Source organism: Pseudomonas sp. 13B_2.1_Bac1 (genome assembly GCF_025466155.1).
In the GTDB taxonomy this organism is placed as follows: Bacteria; Pseudomonadota; Gammaproteobacteria; order Pseudomonadales; family Pseudomonadaceae; genus Aquipseudomonas; species Aquipseudomonas aylmerensis.
Window position 1 is genome coordinate 61,642 of sequence record NZ_JANLOH010000092.1, and the last position, 16,240, is coordinate 77,881.

Annotated in this window: 16 protein-coding genes; 5 read left to right on the forward strand and 11 right to left on the reverse strand. The window is 64.3% G+C overall.

Translation table 11 applies throughout. The features are described 5' to 3' along the window. Positions 1–62: 62 nt before the first annotated feature. Positions 63–740 carry a class I SAM-dependent methyltransferase gene (locus NTD80_RS22940; RefSeq protein ID WP_262135116.1) on the forward strand — a complete coding sequence of 226 codons (678 nt, stop codon included), beginning with the start codon at positions 63–65 and terminating at the stop codon, positions 738–740. A 5-nt stretch (positions 741–745) separates the two neighbouring features. On the opposite strand, the gene NTD80_RS22945 is transcribed toward NTD80_RS22940, so the two are convergent. After that, on the reverse strand, positions 746–1,948 hold the full coding sequence (locus NTD80_RS22945; protein ID WP_262135117.1) for a TPM domain-containing protein: 1,203 nt from the start codon (positions 1,946–1,948) through the stop codon (positions 746–748). Between the two features lie 45 nt (positions 1,949–1,993). Continuing rightward, positions 1,994–2,803 (reverse strand): diaminopimelate epimerase, encoded by an 810-nt coding sequence (dapF, locus tag NTD80_RS22950; RefSeq protein ID WP_213553797.1) that lies wholly within the window; start codon positions 2,801–2,803, stop codon positions 1,994–1,996. Between the two features lie 117 nt (positions 2,804–2,920). On the opposite strand from dapF, the gene NTD80_RS22955 reads away from it, so the two are divergent. Continuing rightward, positions 2,921–3,955, forward strand: a complete 1,035-nt coding sequence (locus tag NTD80_RS22955) for an alginate lyase family protein (protein WP_262135118.1) — start codon at positions 2,921–2,923, stop codon at positions 3,953–3,955. Between the two features lie 187 nt (positions 3,956–4,142). Here NTD80_RS22955 and NTD80_RS22960 read toward each other — a convergent pair whose 3' ends face one another. Next, entirely contained in the window at positions 4,143–5,744 is a 1,602-nt protein-coding gene (locus NTD80_RS22960) for a murein L,D-transpeptidase (protein WP_262135119.1), read from the reverse strand. Between the two features lie 39 nt (positions 5,745–5,783). Between NTD80_RS22960 and NTD80_RS22965 the strand changes: the two genes are divergently transcribed. Beyond that, positions 5,784–6,497: a murein L,D-transpeptidase catalytic domain family protein gene (locus NTD80_RS22965; RefSeq protein WP_065907619.1), complete on the forward strand. Its 714-nt coding sequence runs from the start codon at positions 5,784–5,786 to the stop codon at positions 6,495–6,497. A gap of 29 nt (positions 6,498–6,526) precedes the next feature. Next, complete coding sequence (locus NTD80_RS22970) at positions 6,527–7,273, forward strand: creatininase family protein (protein ID WP_065907618.1); 747 nt, start codon at positions 6,527–6,529, stop codon at positions 7,271–7,273. Between the two features lie 670 nt (positions 7,274–7,943). On the opposite strand, the gene NTD80_RS22975 is transcribed toward NTD80_RS22970, so the two are convergent. Both NTD80_RS22975 and NTD80_RS22980 read right to left on the reverse strand, forming a co-directional pair. Continuing rightward, positions 7,944–8,285, reverse strand: coding sequence for a hypothetical protein (locus NTD80_RS22975; protein WP_065907613.1), 342 nt, complete (start codon positions 8,283–8,285; stop codon positions 7,944–7,946). A gap of 34 nt (positions 8,286–8,319) precedes the next feature. Further along, positions 8,320–8,964: an ATPase gene (locus tag NTD80_RS22980; protein ID WP_065907612.1), complete on the reverse strand. Its 645-nt coding sequence runs from the start codon at positions 8,962–8,964 to the stop codon at positions 8,320–8,322. 131 nt (positions 8,965–9,095) lie between these two features. On the opposite strand from NTD80_RS22980, the gene NTD80_RS22985 reads away from it, so the two are divergent. Beyond that, positions 9,096–9,359, forward strand: coding sequence for a hypothetical protein (locus tag NTD80_RS22985; RefSeq protein WP_065907610.1), 264 nt, complete (start codon positions 9,096–9,098; stop codon positions 9,357–9,359). Here the strand turns inward: NTD80_RS22985 and NTD80_RS22990 are convergent. The 6 genes from NTD80_RS22990 to NTD80_RS23015 form a co-directional block, all read right to left on the reverse strand. Further along, complete coding sequence (locus NTD80_RS22990) at positions 9,336–10,175, reverse strand: amidohydrolase family protein (protein WP_262135120.1); 840 nt, start codon at positions 10,173–10,175, stop codon at positions 9,336–9,338. The genes NTD80_RS22985 and NTD80_RS22990 overlap by 24 nt on opposite strands. Before the next feature lie 29 nt (positions 10,176–10,204). Next, a complete protein-coding gene (locus tag NTD80_RS22995; RefSeq protein WP_065907606.1) occupies positions 10,205–11,485 on the reverse strand; it encodes an MFS transporter in 1,281 nt (426 codons plus the stop codon). A gap of 97 nt (positions 11,486–11,582) precedes the next feature. Beyond that, entirely contained in the window at positions 11,583–12,314 is a 732-nt protein-coding gene (locus tag NTD80_RS23000) for a GntR family transcriptional regulator (protein ID WP_262135121.1), read from the reverse strand. 111 nt (positions 12,315–12,425) lie between these two features. Continuing rightward, the gene (gene yfcF / locus NTD80_RS23005) at positions 12,426–13,058 is read right to left on the reverse strand and encodes a glutathione transferase (protein ID WP_262135122.1); all 633 of its coding nucleotides are present in this window, start codon (positions 13,056–13,058) and stop codon (positions 12,426–12,428) included. A 97-nt stretch (positions 13,059–13,155) separates the two neighbouring features. Beyond that, a complete protein-coding gene (locus tag NTD80_RS23010) occupies positions 13,156–13,704 on the reverse strand; it encodes a DUF924 family protein (protein ID WP_262135123.1) in 549 nt (182 codons plus the stop codon). 59 nt (positions 13,705–13,763) lie between these two features. Next, positions 13,764–16,217 (reverse strand): TonB-dependent receptor, encoded by a 2,454-nt coding sequence (locus NTD80_RS23015; RefSeq protein WP_262135124.1) that lies wholly within the window; start codon positions 16,215–16,217, stop codon positions 13,764–13,766. Positions 16,218–16,240 lie beyond the last annotated feature (23 nt).

The following is a 16,240-nucleotide window of genomic DNA, read 5'->3' on the forward strand; positions in this document are numbered from 1 at the left end:
ATTGCCACTGCCGATTTGCCACAGTAGGGTTTAGCCCTCGCCAATCCCGCAGGAGCCCTGCCATGAGCTTTTTTTCCGATCCCGACGCCGTCGCCCGTTACGCCGAAGGCCCTGTGCGCCTGGTGCCGGGCTTCGATGGCCTGCAGCGCATGACCACCCTGCTGCTGCGCGAAAGCGTGCCGTCCACCGGCACGGTCCTGGTACTCGGCGCGGGTGGCGGCCTGGAGTTGAAGCGCTTTGCCGACGCCGAGCCGGGTTGGCGCTTTGTGGGGGTGGACCCGGCGGCCGAGATGTTGAAACTGGCGCAGGCGACATTGGGCCCGCTGAATGAGCGCGTCGACTTGCACGAGGGTTACATCGACACGGCGCCGCTGGGGCCGTTCGATGGGGCCACGTGCTTGCTGACCTTGCACTTCATCCCGCAGGAGCAGCGCCTGCAAACCCTCAAGGCATTGTGGCAGCGCTTGCTGCCAGGGGCACCGTTGATTGTGGCGCACCACAGCTTCCCGCAGGCCGCGCAAGACAAGGCCCGTTGGTTGCAGCGCTATGCGGCGTTCGCGGTGGATTCGGGGGTGCCGGCGGCGGACGCCGAGCGGGCGATTACCGCGATCAGCGCGCAGCTGCCGGTACTATCGCCCGAGACGGATGAAGCCTTGATGCGCGAGGCCGGGTTTGAAGGGGTGGAGCTGTTTTATGCCGGCTTCAGCTTCAAGGGCTGGGTCGGCTACAAGCCGCGCTAGCGGCTTTACCAGCTCCCTGAAGCCCCGCCGCCGCCACTGGAGCCGCCGCCACCGGACGAACTGCTGCTGGAGCTGGAACCGCTGGAGCTTGAACCGGATGAACTGCCGCCCGAACCGGAACCCGAGCCGGCGGCGGTCTTGCCAAAGATGAACAGCGCCACGAACGAAGCAATCGGAAACGCCACCAGCCAGCCGTCACGCCCGGCGTCGGCGATCAACCCGGCGGCCACGTACACCGCGATCGCCGCCAGCAGCCGCACGGCAAACCCCACGGGGCTGGTCTTCCAGGCGTCTCTCATGACCACCCAGAGCGCCAGGTACGCCCCCAGCACGGCCAGCGCGCCCAGGGGCAAGGCCAACCAATGGACAAAGCTCACCTCCACGAAACGGTCCGCCACCAGCAAGGCCGCGATGTAGGCCAGCAACCCGATCACGCAGTAAAACACCCTGCGCGCCAGCCACAAGGCGCCGAAGGTCGCGCCGCCGATCAGGATCGTCAATGGCAACAACAGCAGGTACATCGGCCAATCCCGCCCACCGGCCAGTGCCGCCAGCGCCACCGTGACCCCGACGGTGAGCATCAAGGCCTGGCGCCAAGGCAGCTTGCCGGCGGCCATCAGCACGCCGCCGATGCCGCCGACGATAAACGCCAGCAACACCGCCACCGCCTGGGGATTGATGCCGGGGCCGGCGACCTTGGGCAAGTCGCCGCCGTCCACCAGCACCACCAGGTCGTTCACGCCCAGTGCCACGCCGCCGGCGAAGTCGCCCTGGCGAAATGCCGGGGTGATGTGTTCCTCGATGATGCGGTGGGCGAGCAAGTCGGTGACGGTGCCTTCCAGGCCGTAGCCGACCTCGATGCGCACCTTGCGGTCCTCCTTGGCCACCACCAGCAGGATGCCGTCGTTGACATCCTTGCGCCCCAGTTTCCAGGCGCGAAACAGCTGATTGGCATAATCCTCGATGCTGCTGCCGCCCGTGGTGGGCACCAGCAGCACGGCGACCTGCGCGCCTTTGCGTTGTTCAAGGGCGGCAAGTTGCTCCTTCAGGCGGGTGGTGGTGCCAGGGTCGAGGGTGTTGGTGAGGTCGATGACCCGTTGGTCGAGGGCCACGCCGATCGGCGAAGTGTCGGCCTCGGCGCTGATGAACAGGCTGCAGGCCATCAACACCAGCAGACTCAAGACGGATTGCTGCAACCACCGCATCATGATTGTTACCTGAAGTTTCTTCCTGAAGGCGCCGACTTTACCTGATCAACACTCGAACGCGTAGGCGCTGCCCTGCATCACCGGCGCCACACTGCCGGTCAGCACGACACCGCCCTGCCCGTCCCAGTGCACCGTGACCGTACCGCCATCGCACTGCACCTGCACAGTGGCGTCGAGCAGCCCACGCCGGATGCCATTGACCACCGCCCCGCAGCAGCACGAGCCGGACCCCAGCGGCACGCCGCCACCGCGCTCCCAGATGCGCAGGCGGATATGCCCGCGATCGAGCACCTGCACAAAATGCACATTGGTCTTGGCCGGGAACAACGGATGGATTTCCAGCGCCGGCCCCAGCGCCGCGACGTCGACAGCGGCGATGTCCTGCACAAAAAACGTGCAATGCGGGTTACCCATGCTGCACGCCGCAGGACCTCCCTCGATGGGCAACGTGCGCGTATCCATGGCCTCGGCGAGCGGCACCGCGGCCCAGTCCAGCGACGGCGCGCCCATGTCCACCGACACTCGCCGCCCCGCCTCGCGCACGCACGTCAGCAGGCCGCGATCGGTGCGCAGCACCACCGAATCGGCGCCGGTTTCATGCATCAGCCGATCAGCCACGCCACGGGTGGCGCTGCCACACGTGGCCAAAGGCGTGCCATTGGGGTTCCAGAACTTGATGCGAGCGGCGGCGTCTTCGCAATCGAGCACCACCGCCAGCTGGTTGAAGCCGATGCCGGTGTGACGGTTGCCGAGGCGGCGGGCGACTTCGGGGGTGATCGGGTCATCGAGGCCACGGCGGTCGATGATGATGAAGTCGTCGCCATGGGCGTGCATCTTCACAAAGGGCAAGGTCATGGCGCGTCCTGGGATCGACCGGTGGGGTGCGCAAGCATACTGAGTTGACGGGAGTTTCATCAAACGCTCGCAGGCTGCGTGCTAGCGTGACGGGGTTCGCGTCCGGCAGAGCTTTTCATGAAAAAAACCATCTTGACCCTGACTGCCATACTGGCAGCGTTTACCCACGCGGCCTCGGCGGCAAGCCTTTGCCAACCCGTCGCGACAAATCCCGCGTCCCCCGCGCTGCTGGCGGCGGCCCAACGACACTTGGGTGACCTGCCCCAGCCCCTGGCGCATGTGCACACCGAAGGCACCCTGCCGCACCACGGCATTCGCGAGCAGAGCATCGCCGCCGAGCAGGACTGGCCGGTGATGCGCCAGGCGGCACTGGCCTGGCGCTTGAGCGGCGATGCGCGTTACCTCAAACAAGTCGATGCCTACCTCGCCGCATGGGCCGGGGTGTACCAACCGGACTTCAACCCCATCGACGAGACCAACCTCGACATGCTGATCAGCGCCTACGCGCTGACCGCCGACCATCTGAACCCGGCTACCCGCGAGGCCAGTCGCCGCTTGATCAGCCAACTGGGCAACGGCTACATCGCACGTATCGAGCAGTTTCACCCGCCGAAAAAAGGCACGCAGACCAATAACTGGCAGAGCCACCGCATCAAGTTGGTCAGCGTGGCGGCGGCCGCCCTGGGGGACCGGGTGATGCTTGAGCAGGCCTTTCACCTGTTCCAGCAGCAGGTCGCCGACAATATCCTGCCCGATGGCTCGGTGACCGACTTCCACGACCGCGACGCCCTGCATTACGTGGTCTACGACCTTGAGCCGCTGGTACAGGCCGCGCTGGCAGCCAAGCCCTACGGGGTGGGCGGCAATTGGCTGACCACCACCGCCAATGGCGCATCCCTGGGTGCCGCTCTCGATTGGCTGGTGCCGTATGCCACGGGTGAGCGCAGCCATCAGGAGTTCGTGCACACCCATGTTCAATTCGACAAAGACCGCGCCGGCGTTGGCGAGGCTGGCTACAGCGGCGCCTGGCAGCCCAGGAGCAGCGCAAGCCTGTTCTGGCTGGCAGCGCAACTGGACTCGCGCTACCGACCCGTGGCAATGCAGCTCTCGGCCAAGCCGGCAGACTGGATCAGCGCCTGCTATTTGAGATAGGGCATCTGGACGTGCTGCCGTCGGGGCGGGAGCAGTTGCGGGAGCACGGTGTTCGGCGTCAGCCATCAGGCGGGATTGGATGTTGGGGGAGTGATGGGGCTGCTGCGCAGCCCAACGCGGGGCAAGCCCGCTCGCCACAGGGGGCGGGGCAAGGAGCCCAGGGGCCAGGGGCCAGGGTTTGGGTGGGTTAGAGGACGCTGCCCATCGCCTTCATCAATACCGGGTCACGCGCGTAGATGTCCGGCGCGTAGACCAGGTCGCCCTGGCCGTCGACCTGCACGGTCCAGTAGCCCAACAACACCGGTACCGGCGTGGCCAGGCGGAATTCGTGGGTCAGGCCGGTAGCCAGCAGTTCGTCGGTGCGCGCGCGTTCGGCCGGGCTCACCAGCAGGTCGCGCAACAGCAACGGCTGCTCGACCCTCACGCACCCCGAACTGAACGCCCGTGGTCCTTTGGTAAACAGCGGCTGGCTCGGGGTGTCATGCAGGTACACCGAGTAGGGATTGGGGAAGCGCATCACGATCTTGCCCAGCGGATTGCGCGGGCCGGCTTCCTGGCGCAGGAGGATATTGCCGGGGCGCGCCCAGTCGACCTGGTCGGGCGCCAGCGGGTGGCCTTGGGCGTCGAGCACCTGCAGGTTCTGCTGGCGCAGGTATTCGGGGTTGAGGCGAATCGCGGGCAACTTGTCCTCGCGCATGATGGTCGGCGGGATGGTCCAGGTGGGGTTGAGGGTCAGGCGGGTAATGCGTGACTTGAGCAGCGGCGTCTGGCGTTCGGCGCGGCCCACTTGCAGGCGGGTTTGCCACACCGGGATGCCGCTCTGGTACACGCTCAGTTGCGCGGCCGCCACGTTGACGAGCACGCCTTCGGGTTCCAGGTCCTGGGCCAGCCAGCGAAAACGCTCGAGGTTGATGCGCAGTTGTTCGCGGCGCACGGCCGGGCTGACGTTGAGTTCGGCCACGGTGCCGGTGCCGATCACGCCGTCGGCCTGCAGCGAGTGGCTGAGCTGGAAGGCCTTGACCGCCTTGACCAACTCGTCGCGATATTGCCTGCTGTTGCCGGTCGGTGCCTTGGCCAGGTAGCCGCCGCTGTACAGGCGTCGCGCGAGTTCGGGCACGCGCGGGTCTTCCATGCCCGGGCGCAGCAGCGGGCCGGTGGCGACCGGGTCCCAATGCGGCAACGGTCGTTGGCGCACAGCGGAATAGGCGTTGCGCAAGCTGCGATAAAGATCGGCGCTGGGGCGCGCCTGGTCGAAGGCCTGGGCCATGTCCTGCAGGCCGGCGGCGGCAAAGGCCAGCACTTCGGTATCCGGGTCATGGGCCGGCGGCTGCGAGTGCCACAGGGGCTCGAAGCGCGACTGCTGCAGGCGCCCGTAATGCAGATCCTGCAGGGCTTGCAGGTACTGCCGGCTGCTGTCGATATCGCTGCACAGCACGTTAGCCGTGGCGTCCGCCGCAGGCAGGCTATAGTGGGTGGGGTCCAGGCCGTCGTCGGCGAGCATCAGCAACTGAGCGTGCAACGCTTGCCGGCGCTCATCGGCGGTCCACACAGGCACATCGCCCTGCTGCTGGTAGAAGGCTTGCAGGCGGGCTTGCACGGCGGCATCGATCTTCGGCGCCAGGCTGGGGCAAACACTGGCCAGTTGCGCCAAGGCCTGCTGCACCGGCGCCGTGGCGACCAGCGTTGGCGGCGCGACGGGTAACGCGGCGTCCGGCAGCACATCGGCTGTCGCGACCAATGGTGCAACGAGCAGGCAAATGCTCAAGTAACATGCGTGTTTTTTGAACAATGGCTTTGCTCCAATCCACAGTGGGGGGATGTACTGTAGATGCTGACTTTTTTCTGCCGCCTCGGTTTGATAGCCGTAAGCCTGGCCGCGTTGAGCAATACTGCGCTCGCCGCCAATGGCAATCCTCCTTCCTTGTATAGCAGCCTGGCGCGCTCGGCTCCAGAACTCAATCCCACTGTGCTCAAAAGCGCCCTGAGCGCGGTGCAGTGCGCGGTCAACAACGGCGAGGAACGCTCAGAGCGACTGGCCGTCATTGACTATTCGCAGCCATCGACCGCTCGTCGGCTGTGGATCTTCGACTTGCGCAAAAAGACCCTGGTATTGCGCGACCTGGTGGCCCATGGTGCCAAGTCCGGAGAAAACTTCGCCACCCAGTTTTCCAACCAGGAAGGCAGCCACCAATCCAGCCTGGGCCTGTTTCGAACCCAGGAAAGCTACCTCGGCGCCCACGGCTACTCGCTGCGCATGGACGGCCTGGAGCCGGGCTTCAACGACCAGGCCCGCGACCGCGCCCTGGTGATTCATGCCGCCGACTACGTCAGCCCCTTGTGGAGCAAGCGCGAAGGCCGTATCGGCCGCAGCCAGGGTTGCCCGGCCGTGCGCCCGCAGGTGGCGCGCCAGGTGGTGGATAAGCTCAAGGATGGGCAGTTCATGTTTTCGTGGTACCCCGACCAGCGCTGGCTGAAGTCCTCGACGTACCTCAATTGCAAACCCCAACAGGTGGCGAGTAGTCGTACAATCCGTGGCGGATAGCCTGTCCCACAGATAAAAGAGAGCATCGCATGCTGCTACACAAATCCACCTGGATCGAGATCGGACAGTTTCTGGAGCGCAGCCGCACGGTGGTGATCCCCATCGGCTCCAATGAACAGCATGGCCCAACCGGCCTGCTTGGCACCGACTGGATGTGTCCGGAAATCATCGCCCATGAAGCGCAGAAAAACGCCGACATCCTGATTGGCCCCACTTTCAATATCGGCATGGCCCAGCATCACCTGGGCTTCCCCGGCACCATTTCGCTGCGCCCATCCACCTTCATTGCCGCGATCGGCGACTGGGTGCGCTCGCTGGCGGGGCATGGTTTCGAAAAGATCCTGTTCCTCAACGGCCATGGCGGCAATATCGCCACGATTGAAGCGGCGTTTTCCGAGCTGTACGCCGAGGCGAGCTTCGGCCGTCGCCCCGCCGGGTTTGCGCTGAAGCTGGTGAACTGGTGGGATCTGGAGGGCGTCAACGAGTTGGCTCACCGCCAATTCCCGGTGGGCCATGGCAGCCATGCCACGCCGTCGGAGATTGCCGTGACGCAATGGGCGTACCCGGAATCGATCAAGTCCGCCGACTACTCGCCGCAAATCGCCAACACCGGGCCGATCCGCGAAGCCCTCGACTTCCGCGCACGCTTCCCCGACGGACGCATGGGCTCCGACCCCGCGCTGGCGACCGTGGAAAAAGGCGGTGAACTGGTGGCATTGGCGGCGCAAGGGTTGGTCAAGACAGTCAACACCTTCAGCAACGAAGCCAAGCCCTAGGTCCTGCACCGACTAAAAATGTGGGAGCGGGCTTGCTCGCGAAGGCGGTGTGCCAGTTGATGCATTCGCTGGCTGATCCACCGCTTTCGCAGGCAAGCCAGCTCCCACATTGATCTCCATATGCCCGGGTACCTGAGCCCACCCTAATCCCCTGTGGGAGCGGGCTTGCCCGCGAAGGCGGCCTGGCAGTTGATGCATTCGGCGGCTGATCCACCGCTTTCGCAGGCAAGCCAGCTCCCACATTGATCTCCATATGCCCGGGTACCTGAGCCCACCCTAATCCCCTGTGGGAGCGGGCTTGCTCGCGAAGGCGGTGTGCCAGTTGATGCATTCGGCGGCTGATCCACCGCTTTCGCAGGCAAGCCAGCTCCCACATTTGATCTGCGTACACCCGGGGGCTCAGGCCCCATCCCAATCCCCTGTGGGCAAGGGCTGGCCAACACTTTCAGCCTCGCAGCCAAACCCTAGGTCCTGCACCGACTAAAAATGTGGGAGCGGGCTTGCCCGCGAAGGCGGTGTGTCAGTCACCGAAACTATCGACTGAACCACCGCCTTCGCGAGCAAGCCCGCTCCCACATTGGGGATGTATTTCAAGTTGGAACCGGGTTGTGCAATCCGCTCAAAGGTTGGCGCGTCCACATCCCCGCACCAGGCGATGCGCTGCCGGCAGTTACTTGCATTCCTGCGCGGCAAGCTCCAAACGCGATGGCGTGATCGTCGACGCCAGCGGCTTGCGCTCGTACAAGAACACTTTGCCGCCATCCTGCGATTTGTAGGCTTCCAGCACGTCATCGGCGGCGATCTTGCTGGTGAGTACCACTTTGGCGTGACGCGAGTTTTGCGTCACGGTCGAGGTGATCCCGTGTTTTTCGAGTTTCGGTACAACACACTGCACATAGGCTTCTGGGCCCTTGCTGGTTTGCAGGGTCAGGGTGGGTGCATTCGGAGCGGAAACACAACCGGCCAGTAACAGGGAAGCAAAGGCCAGGGCCGGGACGAAAAAAGAGCGCATGAAAAATTCCTGAAAATAACTAAAAAAGGTCACATCAACTGGCACGAATCAACGCTTTGAGCGATGCATCGAACTGCTTCAAGGCATCAAGCTGTACATCGCGCTGCTGTTCGATCTGCGCAGCAATCTCCGGTGCGGCCTTGTCGTGCACCCACACCGATGGCAGCTGTTTGTGCACCGAGCCTTCGGCCTTGGCGATGTATTGCAGGTTCGTGTCATAGAACCGCGCAATAAAACGCGCCTCGACCTGGTCGTTACGCTGGGTCAGCAGTTGGTTGTGGGTGTCGAGCATCACCACCACATCGGGGTGAGCCTGCATCAGGGCATCCAGGTTGTCGTACACGGTGACCGACAGGAAGGTGCCTTGCAGCGAGCTCATCAACCAATCGATGGCCAGTTCCGGGTCGGAGCTGTTGACGAACGCCTCGCGGATACGCCCGTCGAGGGCATCCTTGGCGCCATTCAAGGCCATGTCGTGGTAGCGTTCAAGGTAGCTGAGATTGTCGCGGGTGTTGTCGCTCAGCAACACACCCACCGATTGCGCACGCTGCAGGGAGTCTACGCTACCGACGATAGGTAGCAAATGGCCTGTGGGCAGTTCATCAGCGATTGCCGCCGTGTTCATGACGACAGTGCCCAGCATCAGGGCCATCAAAGCCAGTTGGATAAATGTCCTCATCGCGCATTTCCTTGAGCAGCGTCTTGATGAGGCGATTTTCCGCCTTTCCTGTAAAAACAGAACTTGCGATGCTTGATGGTGACTATTATCTGAACCGATAGTGCGCACATAAAACTTATAAGGACCACGCCATGAAGCCCCACCAGAAAACCTTCGACCGCATCCGCGAGGCCGTACTGCCGGAGTTTCGCGAGCGGGTCGCCGATTACCTGGTCGACTATGAAACCGTGCTGCAGAACGACACCGCCGATGCCGAGCAGGTGAACGCCAGCGCCCAGCAACTGCGCGGCTATCTGCGCGGCTTGAACACCACACGGGTGCTGGGTATGGCGGATTGGGAAGACCTCGACCGCCGCGTGGAGCAGGCCTGGCTACGGGTGGTGGAAGCCGAATAAGCGGCTCGGCGTATCGACCAGTAACGCCTGCTCGACCTGCGCCGAACAGCCCAGAGCCTGGCGCTGCTCAACCACACTGGCATAGCCCGTGGACGCTTCATGTTGGGTGTGCGGCCAGTCACTGCCCCACACCAGCCGATGCCGACCGAAACTTTGCAGCAGCAGCGGCATGGCCTCGCGAGCAAACGCCAGGTTCTGCGCGGGCGTGCCGGCCAGGCGGTAGATACCCGAGACTTTCAGCCACAGGTGGCCGCTGAGTCCCAGTTCCAGCAACTCGGCAAACCCGCGTTGCTCCACCCCTTGCTGGGCATCGGGCCGGCCAAAGTGATCAATCACCAGCTTGACCCCGAACGGAATCAAGTGCCGAACCAGTTGCGGCATGTCATCCACCTCGCGGTGCAATTCCACGTGCCAGCCGAGTTCGGCGATCAGCGCGAAAAACCCTTTCCAACCCGGCCCGGCAAAATCCGGCAGCGCACGCCCCACCAGGTTCAAGCGTACCCCCACGACGCCCAGGCGGGCCATGGCCTGCAAGGTATCGCGACCGACGTCCGGGTCTACGACGACCACCCCACGCAACTGACCGGGCGCCTGCTGCAAGGCCGCGAGCAGGTATTGATTGTCGGTGCCGAGGAAGCTCGGTTGTACCAGCACGCCATGGCTGAGGCCATTGGCGTGCAGGTGGCTGAGGTAATCCACCAGCGTGGCGTCGTACCCAGGGGTATAGCGCCGCTCACCGGCCAGGGTCAGCGCCTGGCTGAACACATGGGCGTGGGCATCGATGCCGGTGATGGGCGTGGAGCAGTTATCGAGCATGGTGGTCGTCTTTCATCCGTAAATAGGTCTCAGGCCTGCGCGCGCTGGCCGCTGGGGACGCTGTCGACCGGCGCCGCTTCCAGCACGCGGCCACGGGTTTCCGGCAGGCACAGGGCGGCAATCACGGCGACCCCGTAGGCAATCCCGGCATCAATGCCGATGGCCGAGCCCAGCGACATCGAGTCGCTCATGTGCCCCACCAGGAATGGGAACACCGCCGACAGCACACGCCCGAAGTTGTAGCAAAAGCCCACGCCGGCACCGCGCACATCCGCCGGGTACAGCTCGTTGAACAACGCCCCCAGGCTGGCCGGAATGCCGGCGGCGAAGAAGCCCAGCGGGAAGCCGAGGAACAGCATCTGCGTGTTGGTCAGCGGCAGGAACACATAGGCCTGCACAGTGACCACGCAGCACAGCGCGAACAGCACGATATTCTTGCGCCGGCCGATGCGGTCGATCAGCAAACCACTGACCACGCAGCCACACCAGAACGCAAAAATGATCACCGCCAGGTAGCCACCCGAGTTGAGCACCGACAGGTTGCGCTCGGTCTTGAGGAAGGTCGGCAGCCAGGTCATCACCGCGTGGTAACCGCCATGGGCGCCCAGGCCCAGCAGGCCGCCAAACAGCGTGACGCGGATCAGCTCGGGGCGAAAAATCCCGGCCAGCGACTTGAAGAAGCTCTGCGGGATGACCTGCTCTTTTTGCAGGCGCTGGAAGCTGTCGGGCTCTTCCACATTGCGGCGCACCCAGATGATCAGGAACGACGGCAGCAGGCCCACCACGAACATCACACGCCAGGCCATGTCCTGCGGCACAAACGAATAGATCAGCGCGAATACCCCGACCGCCACGCCCCAGCCCACGGCCCAGGCGCTTTGCACGGTGCCCATGACCTTGCCGCGATACTTGGGATTGATGGTCTCGGCCATCAACACCGCGCCCGCCGCCCACTCACCGCCGATGCCGAAGCCCTGCAGGGCCTTGACGATCAGCAACTGGTGGAAGCCGGTGACAAACGCCGAGATAAACGTGAAGAACGAGAACCACAGGATCATCCACTGCAGGGTGCGCACCCGGCCGTAGCGGTCGGACAAGGTGCCGCCGACCCAACCACCGATGGCCGAGGTAACCAGCGTGACCCCGCTGATCAGCCCGGCATCGCCCTTGCTCAAGGCAAACGCGGCGATCAGGGCCGGGATCGCCAGGCCGAACATCTGCACTTCCAATGCATCGAGGGACCATCCGCCGAAGCAGGCCCAGAACGTTTTGCGCTCCCGAGGAGTGACTTGGCGATACCAACTGAACATGATTTTTATCCTTATAGGTCAAACGCGAGGCAGCCGAGCACGAACCGCGCCGTTGCAAGGCCAGTGTTGGCAAACACGTGAAACTACGGGTGGTGCGTCAGCGGATATCCACGCGGTATCGGAAGTGCTCGGCGTGCCCGCGCGAGCGTCGCCACTCCAGCGGCTGCCCGGCGTAATCGCGGGCCAGGCGCTCGATCACCACCACCGGGCTGTTGACCGGCACCTGCAGCAGCCGCGCGTACACCTCGTTGACCGACTCGGCGGTAAGGGTCTCCTCGGCCGAGGCCACCACTTGCCCGCAGACGCTTTCATACACCGGGTAGAGCAACGGGCCCTGCGCGGACAAGTCAATGTCGAGCAACGCCTGGAAGCGCTTGCGCGGCAGCCAGATCTCTTCCGCCAGCAACGGCTGCACGTCCAGCAGACGGGTACGCACGATGCGAATCACCTGGGCTTCGGCTGCCAGGCCGAGGGCCTCGCTGACCGCCGACGGTGCTGTCACGGATTCCACCGAGAGGATGCGGCTCTCGGGCACCTGGCGTTCGCCCGAGGGGCCTTGGAAACGGAAGAAGCGAAACAGCGAAGACTGGAATTGCGGGCGGCGTACGAACGTGCCACGGCCCTGCTGGCGCTCAAGGATGCCCTCGCTCACCAGCGCATCCACCGCCTTGCGTACGGTACCCGTGGAGATCTCGTATTCGGCGGACAGCACCGCTTCGGTGGGAATCGCTTCGCCAGGGCGCCAGCGATTGTTGGCGATCTGTTCGACCAGATGGTCGCGCAGGCGTTGATAGAGCGGCAGACGGGCATCACTGGAGAGCGTATTCATGGGGCCACATTCACTTTGTTATTTAGTCATATATATGAATATGGCGAGAGTATTTGCCGCGCGGGTGACGCCTGTCAAGGGCGCCACCGCATACGGGGGATGAATGGTGGTTTAAAGCGCAGGGCGTGGCAGGTTGACCCACTCCTGCACAGACGGCCGCGCCCACTGGCGCTGCGCGTAATCAACCAGCCCGGCGGGTACGCTGCCGCCGTTGAGAATCAGGCGATTGAGCATCACCGCCAAGTCCACATCGACAATCGACCACGCGCCGAACAGGTGCTCCGGGTTACCCGCCAGCAGCGCCTGCGCCGCACTGATCAACGTGCCTGCCGCGACCTCGGCCGCCGGCGACAGCGGCGGCATTGTCTGCCCGCAGAACACCACCAGCGTCGAACGCTCCTGGCGGATCGGCAGCAAGTCACTGCGCAGCCACGCCTGCACCTGTCGCGCCCGCGCCCGCTGCCTTGGCTCGACCGGATACACCGGCGTGTCCGGGTAAAGGTGCTCCAGGTACTCGGTGATCGCCGACGACTCCGACAGCGCAAAATCGCCGTGCACCAACGTGGGCACGCGCTGGGTCAGGGACAGTTGGGCAAAATCGGCGGTGCGATTTTGCGCGGCGTCCAGGTCCAGGGTCACCACATCGAAGCCCAGGCCCTTTTCGCGCAGGGCGACGAACACCGACATCGCGTAGGGGCTGGTGTAGAGCGAATCAACATAGAGGCGCAACGGGGGCTGGTGCATGGCAGGGTCTCCTTGGGTGAAAACCCACGCTACGAGATGTCCGCCGAGAAAGACAATGCGCTGTTTTTATGGGGGCATTCCTCGCGGGAATAGCCGCTCAGCCGGCGAACCCGCCCTCCTCCAGAAAGCTGCGCTCGTCGGGTGTGGTGGCCCTGGCCAACACGTCGTTGCGGTGCGGAAACCGCCCGAAGCGCTCGATGATACGCGCGTGTTCCTTGGCCCAGCGGTAGGTGTTGGCGTCCAACGCCGCGTTGAGCGCCACAGAGCGTTGCTGGTCAGCCGCATCCTCCGAGTGCTCAAACGGCAGGTAGCAGAACGCACGCAACGCGGGGTCCACCTGCTGATCGAGGCCGGCATCGACCATGCGCCGGGCATACAGGCGTGCCAGCGGGTCGGTAGCGAACATATGCGCGGTACCGCGAAACGCATTGCGTGGATATTGGTCAAGCAGGATCAACAGCGCCAGCGCGCCGTCAGCCGTGTCCAGCCAGGCTTCCAGTTCACGCCGGGCCGCTTGCAGGTGGGTGGCGTGGAAGGTGTCGCGAAAGCTTGCGTCAAACCCGTCGTCCTTGGCGAACCAGCGCTTGGGGCCGGCGTGCTGCCAGAAATCGATGACGGACTGCGGCGTGTGTTCGGTCGTACTCACGGTGGCGATCTCCTGTAGGCGCCGGTTGGCCGGCACCTACAGTGGACCGTAGAGGGCGCTTAGAAGTCCACCGTGGCCGACAGCTTGATCGTGCGCGGCTCGCCCTGGGTCAGGTAGTTGTTGGCCGTCGATGCGGAAGCCCAGTACGCCTTGTTCGCCACGTTCTCGACGTTGGCGCGCAGGGTGATGTACTTGTCGTCAGCCTTGAAGCCATAGCGGGCGCCGAGGTCGACGCGGGTCCAGGCCGGGATGTTCAGGGTGTTGGTGGCGTTGACGTATTCCCCGCCGGTGCGCAGCAGCCGTGCGTTGACGGCGGCGCCCTGGAGGCCCGGGATGTCCCAGTCGGCACCCAGGTTGAACTGGAAGCGCGGCACGCCGGCGGCGCGGTTGCCATCGGTGGCGCCGTTGGAGGTGTTCTGCAATTCGGTGTGCATCCACGTGGCACCCGCCAGCAGGCGCAGGCCGTCGATGGGCTCGCCGAACACGTTCAACTCCACGCCTTTGTTGATTTGCTCGCCGTCGACATTGAACGTGCGGGTGCCGTTGGGGAACTGCGGCGTCACACTGTTGGGGTTGTTGTTGGTCGCGCTGTTGGGCTGTTCGATGCGGTAGACGCCGAGGGTCGCACCGTAGTTGTCCCAATCGAGCTTGACCCCGGCCTCGGTCTGTTTGCTGCGACTCGGCGGGAACACGTCGCCGCTGTTGGTGATGTCGACCGCCGTCGGCACCGTGGGCCCCTGGGCCAGCCCTTCGATCCGGTTGGCATACAACGACACGTGCTCCCACGGCTTGACGACCAGCCCATACACCGGCGTGGTGATGGACTCGCCATAGTTCGCGGTGCGTGCGCCACTGGTGGTGTTCCAGCCATCCACTTCGATGGTCTGGCGACGCACGCCGACGGTCAACAGCACGCGGTCGTCGATGAAGCCGAGCGTGTCCGAAACCGCGGCGCTCTTGATACGGTTCTTGCCGACGACACGCGGGTCGTGAATGTCGCTGCCAAAGTAAGTGACGGTCGGGCGAGGCACCTGGGTCGGGTTGTACAGATTGCCCGGCCGACGGTTGGCCTGCAGGATCGCCTCGAACGCCGAACGCTGCTCACCCCAGATGCCAGACAGCCCGAGATTGACCTGATGGGTCACCGGCCCGGTGTTGAAATGCCCGTTGAGGCCGGCCATGGCGCTCTTGTTGTCTTCATCATGGGGTGAGTACAGGAAGCCGACGCGGCCGCTGCCGTCGTTGCCCACGTACAACGATGAATACTGGCCATTCTCGCGCGTGTGCTTGGCACCGCCGCCGACATAGGCGGTCCAGTTTTCAGTCAGGTCGTACTCGGCATTGAACATGCCGTAGGTGTCTTCCAGCTCTGACCAGCTCCAATCCTGCGCATAGTTGTCCTTGGCCGAAGGCGCCTTCGGCACTTTGGTGCCATTGGGGTACACCACCGAGCGACCATTGTTGATGCGTTCTTTCTGGTAGCCGAAGTCGGTGGACAGGCGCAGGCGATCACCCCGGTAATCCAGGGCCACGGCCACCAGTTGCGAGCTTTTGAATTCATCCTCGATGGCAGTATCGCCGCCATGCCGGGCCAGGTTGACCCGCGCGCCGAAGCGGTTGTCTTCACCAAAGCGCTGGCCCACGTCGAGGTGGCCGCCGGCCTGGCCATCGGTGGTGGTGTCGAGGGTGACGCTGCGCGTGGCGATGTCTTCGGCGCGCTTGGGCACCAGGTTGACGCTGCCGCCAATGCCGCTGCCAGCCGGCGACACGCCGTTGACGAAGGCGTTGGGGCCCTTGAACAGCTCGACGCGCTCCAGCGCCTCGGTGGTGATGATTTGCCGCGGCAGCACGCCGTACAGGCCATTGAAGGCAATGTCATCGGTGTTCAACGGCAAGCCACGGATGGTGAACACCTGGGAGAAGTTGCCGAACCCGGAAGACTGGCGCACCGACGCATCGTTGAGCAGCACATCGCCCACGGTGCGCGCCTGCTGGTCGGCGATGGTCTTGGCGGTGTAGCTGACCACGCTGAACGGCACATCATTGATCGAACGATTGCCCAACACGCCCAGCCGCGCCGAACGCGCGACCTGGCCACCGCCGTAGGTGTCCGCCTGCGCCCCGCCCTCGCCGCTGATGGTGGTAGCGCCCAGCTCCACCGCATCGCCGCTGGCCTGGGGCACCACGGTGTAGCCATTCGCGCCGGTGCTTTGCAGGGTATAGCCGCTGCCCTGCAGCAACTGCATAAAGCCCGCCTGCGCGGTGTAACTGCCTTGCAGGCCTGCGCTGTGCTGGTCATTGAGCAGCTTGGAGTCGAACGACAACGGCACGCCGGACAACGCCGCAAACTGCGCCAGCACATTACCCAACGGCCCGGCGCCGAGGTTGTAGCTGCGCGCCGCGCTGCTTGCCGGCTCGGCGGCCACGGCGCTGTGCAGCGGTGCGATGGCCGCGAGCGCGACGGCCAGGCTCAAGGCCTGCAAGGGGCGGATGGGGTGCGATGTGAAGGTCATGGGCATTCCTGTCGGCGCGGTGC

Bases quoted from the DNA above. Each gene is read 5' to 3' on its own strand.
- NTD80_RS22940 (WP_262135116.1), top strand. From the start codon at position 63: ATGAGCTTTTTTTCCGATCCCGACGCCGTCGCCCGTTACGCCGAAGGC.
- NTD80_RS22945 (WP_262135117.1), bottom strand. From the start codon at position 1,948: ATGATGCGGTGGTTGCAGCAATCCGTCTTGAGTCTGCTGGTGTTGATG.
- dapF (WP_213553797.1), bottom strand. From the start codon at position 2,803: ATGACCTTGCCCTTTGTGAAGATGCACGCCCATGGCGACGACTTCATC.
- NTD80_RS22955 (WP_262135118.1), top strand. From the start codon at position 2,921: ATGAAAAAAACCATCTTGACCCTGACTGCCATACTGGCAGCGTTTACC.
- NTD80_RS22965 (WP_065907619.1), top strand. From the start codon at position 5,784: ATGCTGACTTTTTTCTGCCGCCTCGGTTTGATAGCCGTAAGCCTGGCC.
- NTD80_RS22970 (WP_065907618.1), top strand. From the start codon at position 6,527: ATGCTGCTACACAAATCCACCTGGATCGAGATCGGACAGTTTCTGGAG.
- NTD80_RS22975 (WP_065907613.1), bottom strand. From the start codon at position 8,285: ATGCGCTCTTTTTTCGTCCCGGCCCTGGCCTTTGCTTCCCTGTTACTG.
- NTD80_RS22980 (WP_065907612.1), bottom strand. From the start codon at position 8,964: ATGAGGACATTTATCCAACTGGCTTTGATGGCCCTGATGCTGGGCACT.
- NTD80_RS22985 (WP_065907610.1), top strand. From the start codon at position 9,096: ATGAAGCCCCACCAGAAAACCTTCGACCGCATCCGCGAGGCCGTACTG.
- NTD80_RS22990 (WP_262135120.1), bottom strand. From the start codon at position 10,175: ATGCTCGATAACTGCTCCACGCCCATCACCGGCATCGATGCCCACGCC.
- NTD80_RS22995 (WP_065907606.1), bottom strand. From the start codon at position 11,485: ATGTTCAGTTGGTATCGCCAAGTCACTCCTCGGGAGCGCAAAACGTTC.
- NTD80_RS23000 (WP_262135121.1), bottom strand. From the start codon at position 12,314: ATGAATACGCTCTCCAGTGATGCCCGTCTGCCGCTCTATCAACGCCTG.
- yfcF (WP_262135122.1), bottom strand. From the start codon at position 13,058: ATGCACCAGCCCCCGTTGCGCCTCTATGTTGATTCGCTCTACACCAGC.
- NTD80_RS23015 (WP_262135124.1), bottom strand. From the start codon at position 16,217: ATGACCTTCACATCGCACCCCATCCGCCCCTTGCAGGCCTTGAGCCTG.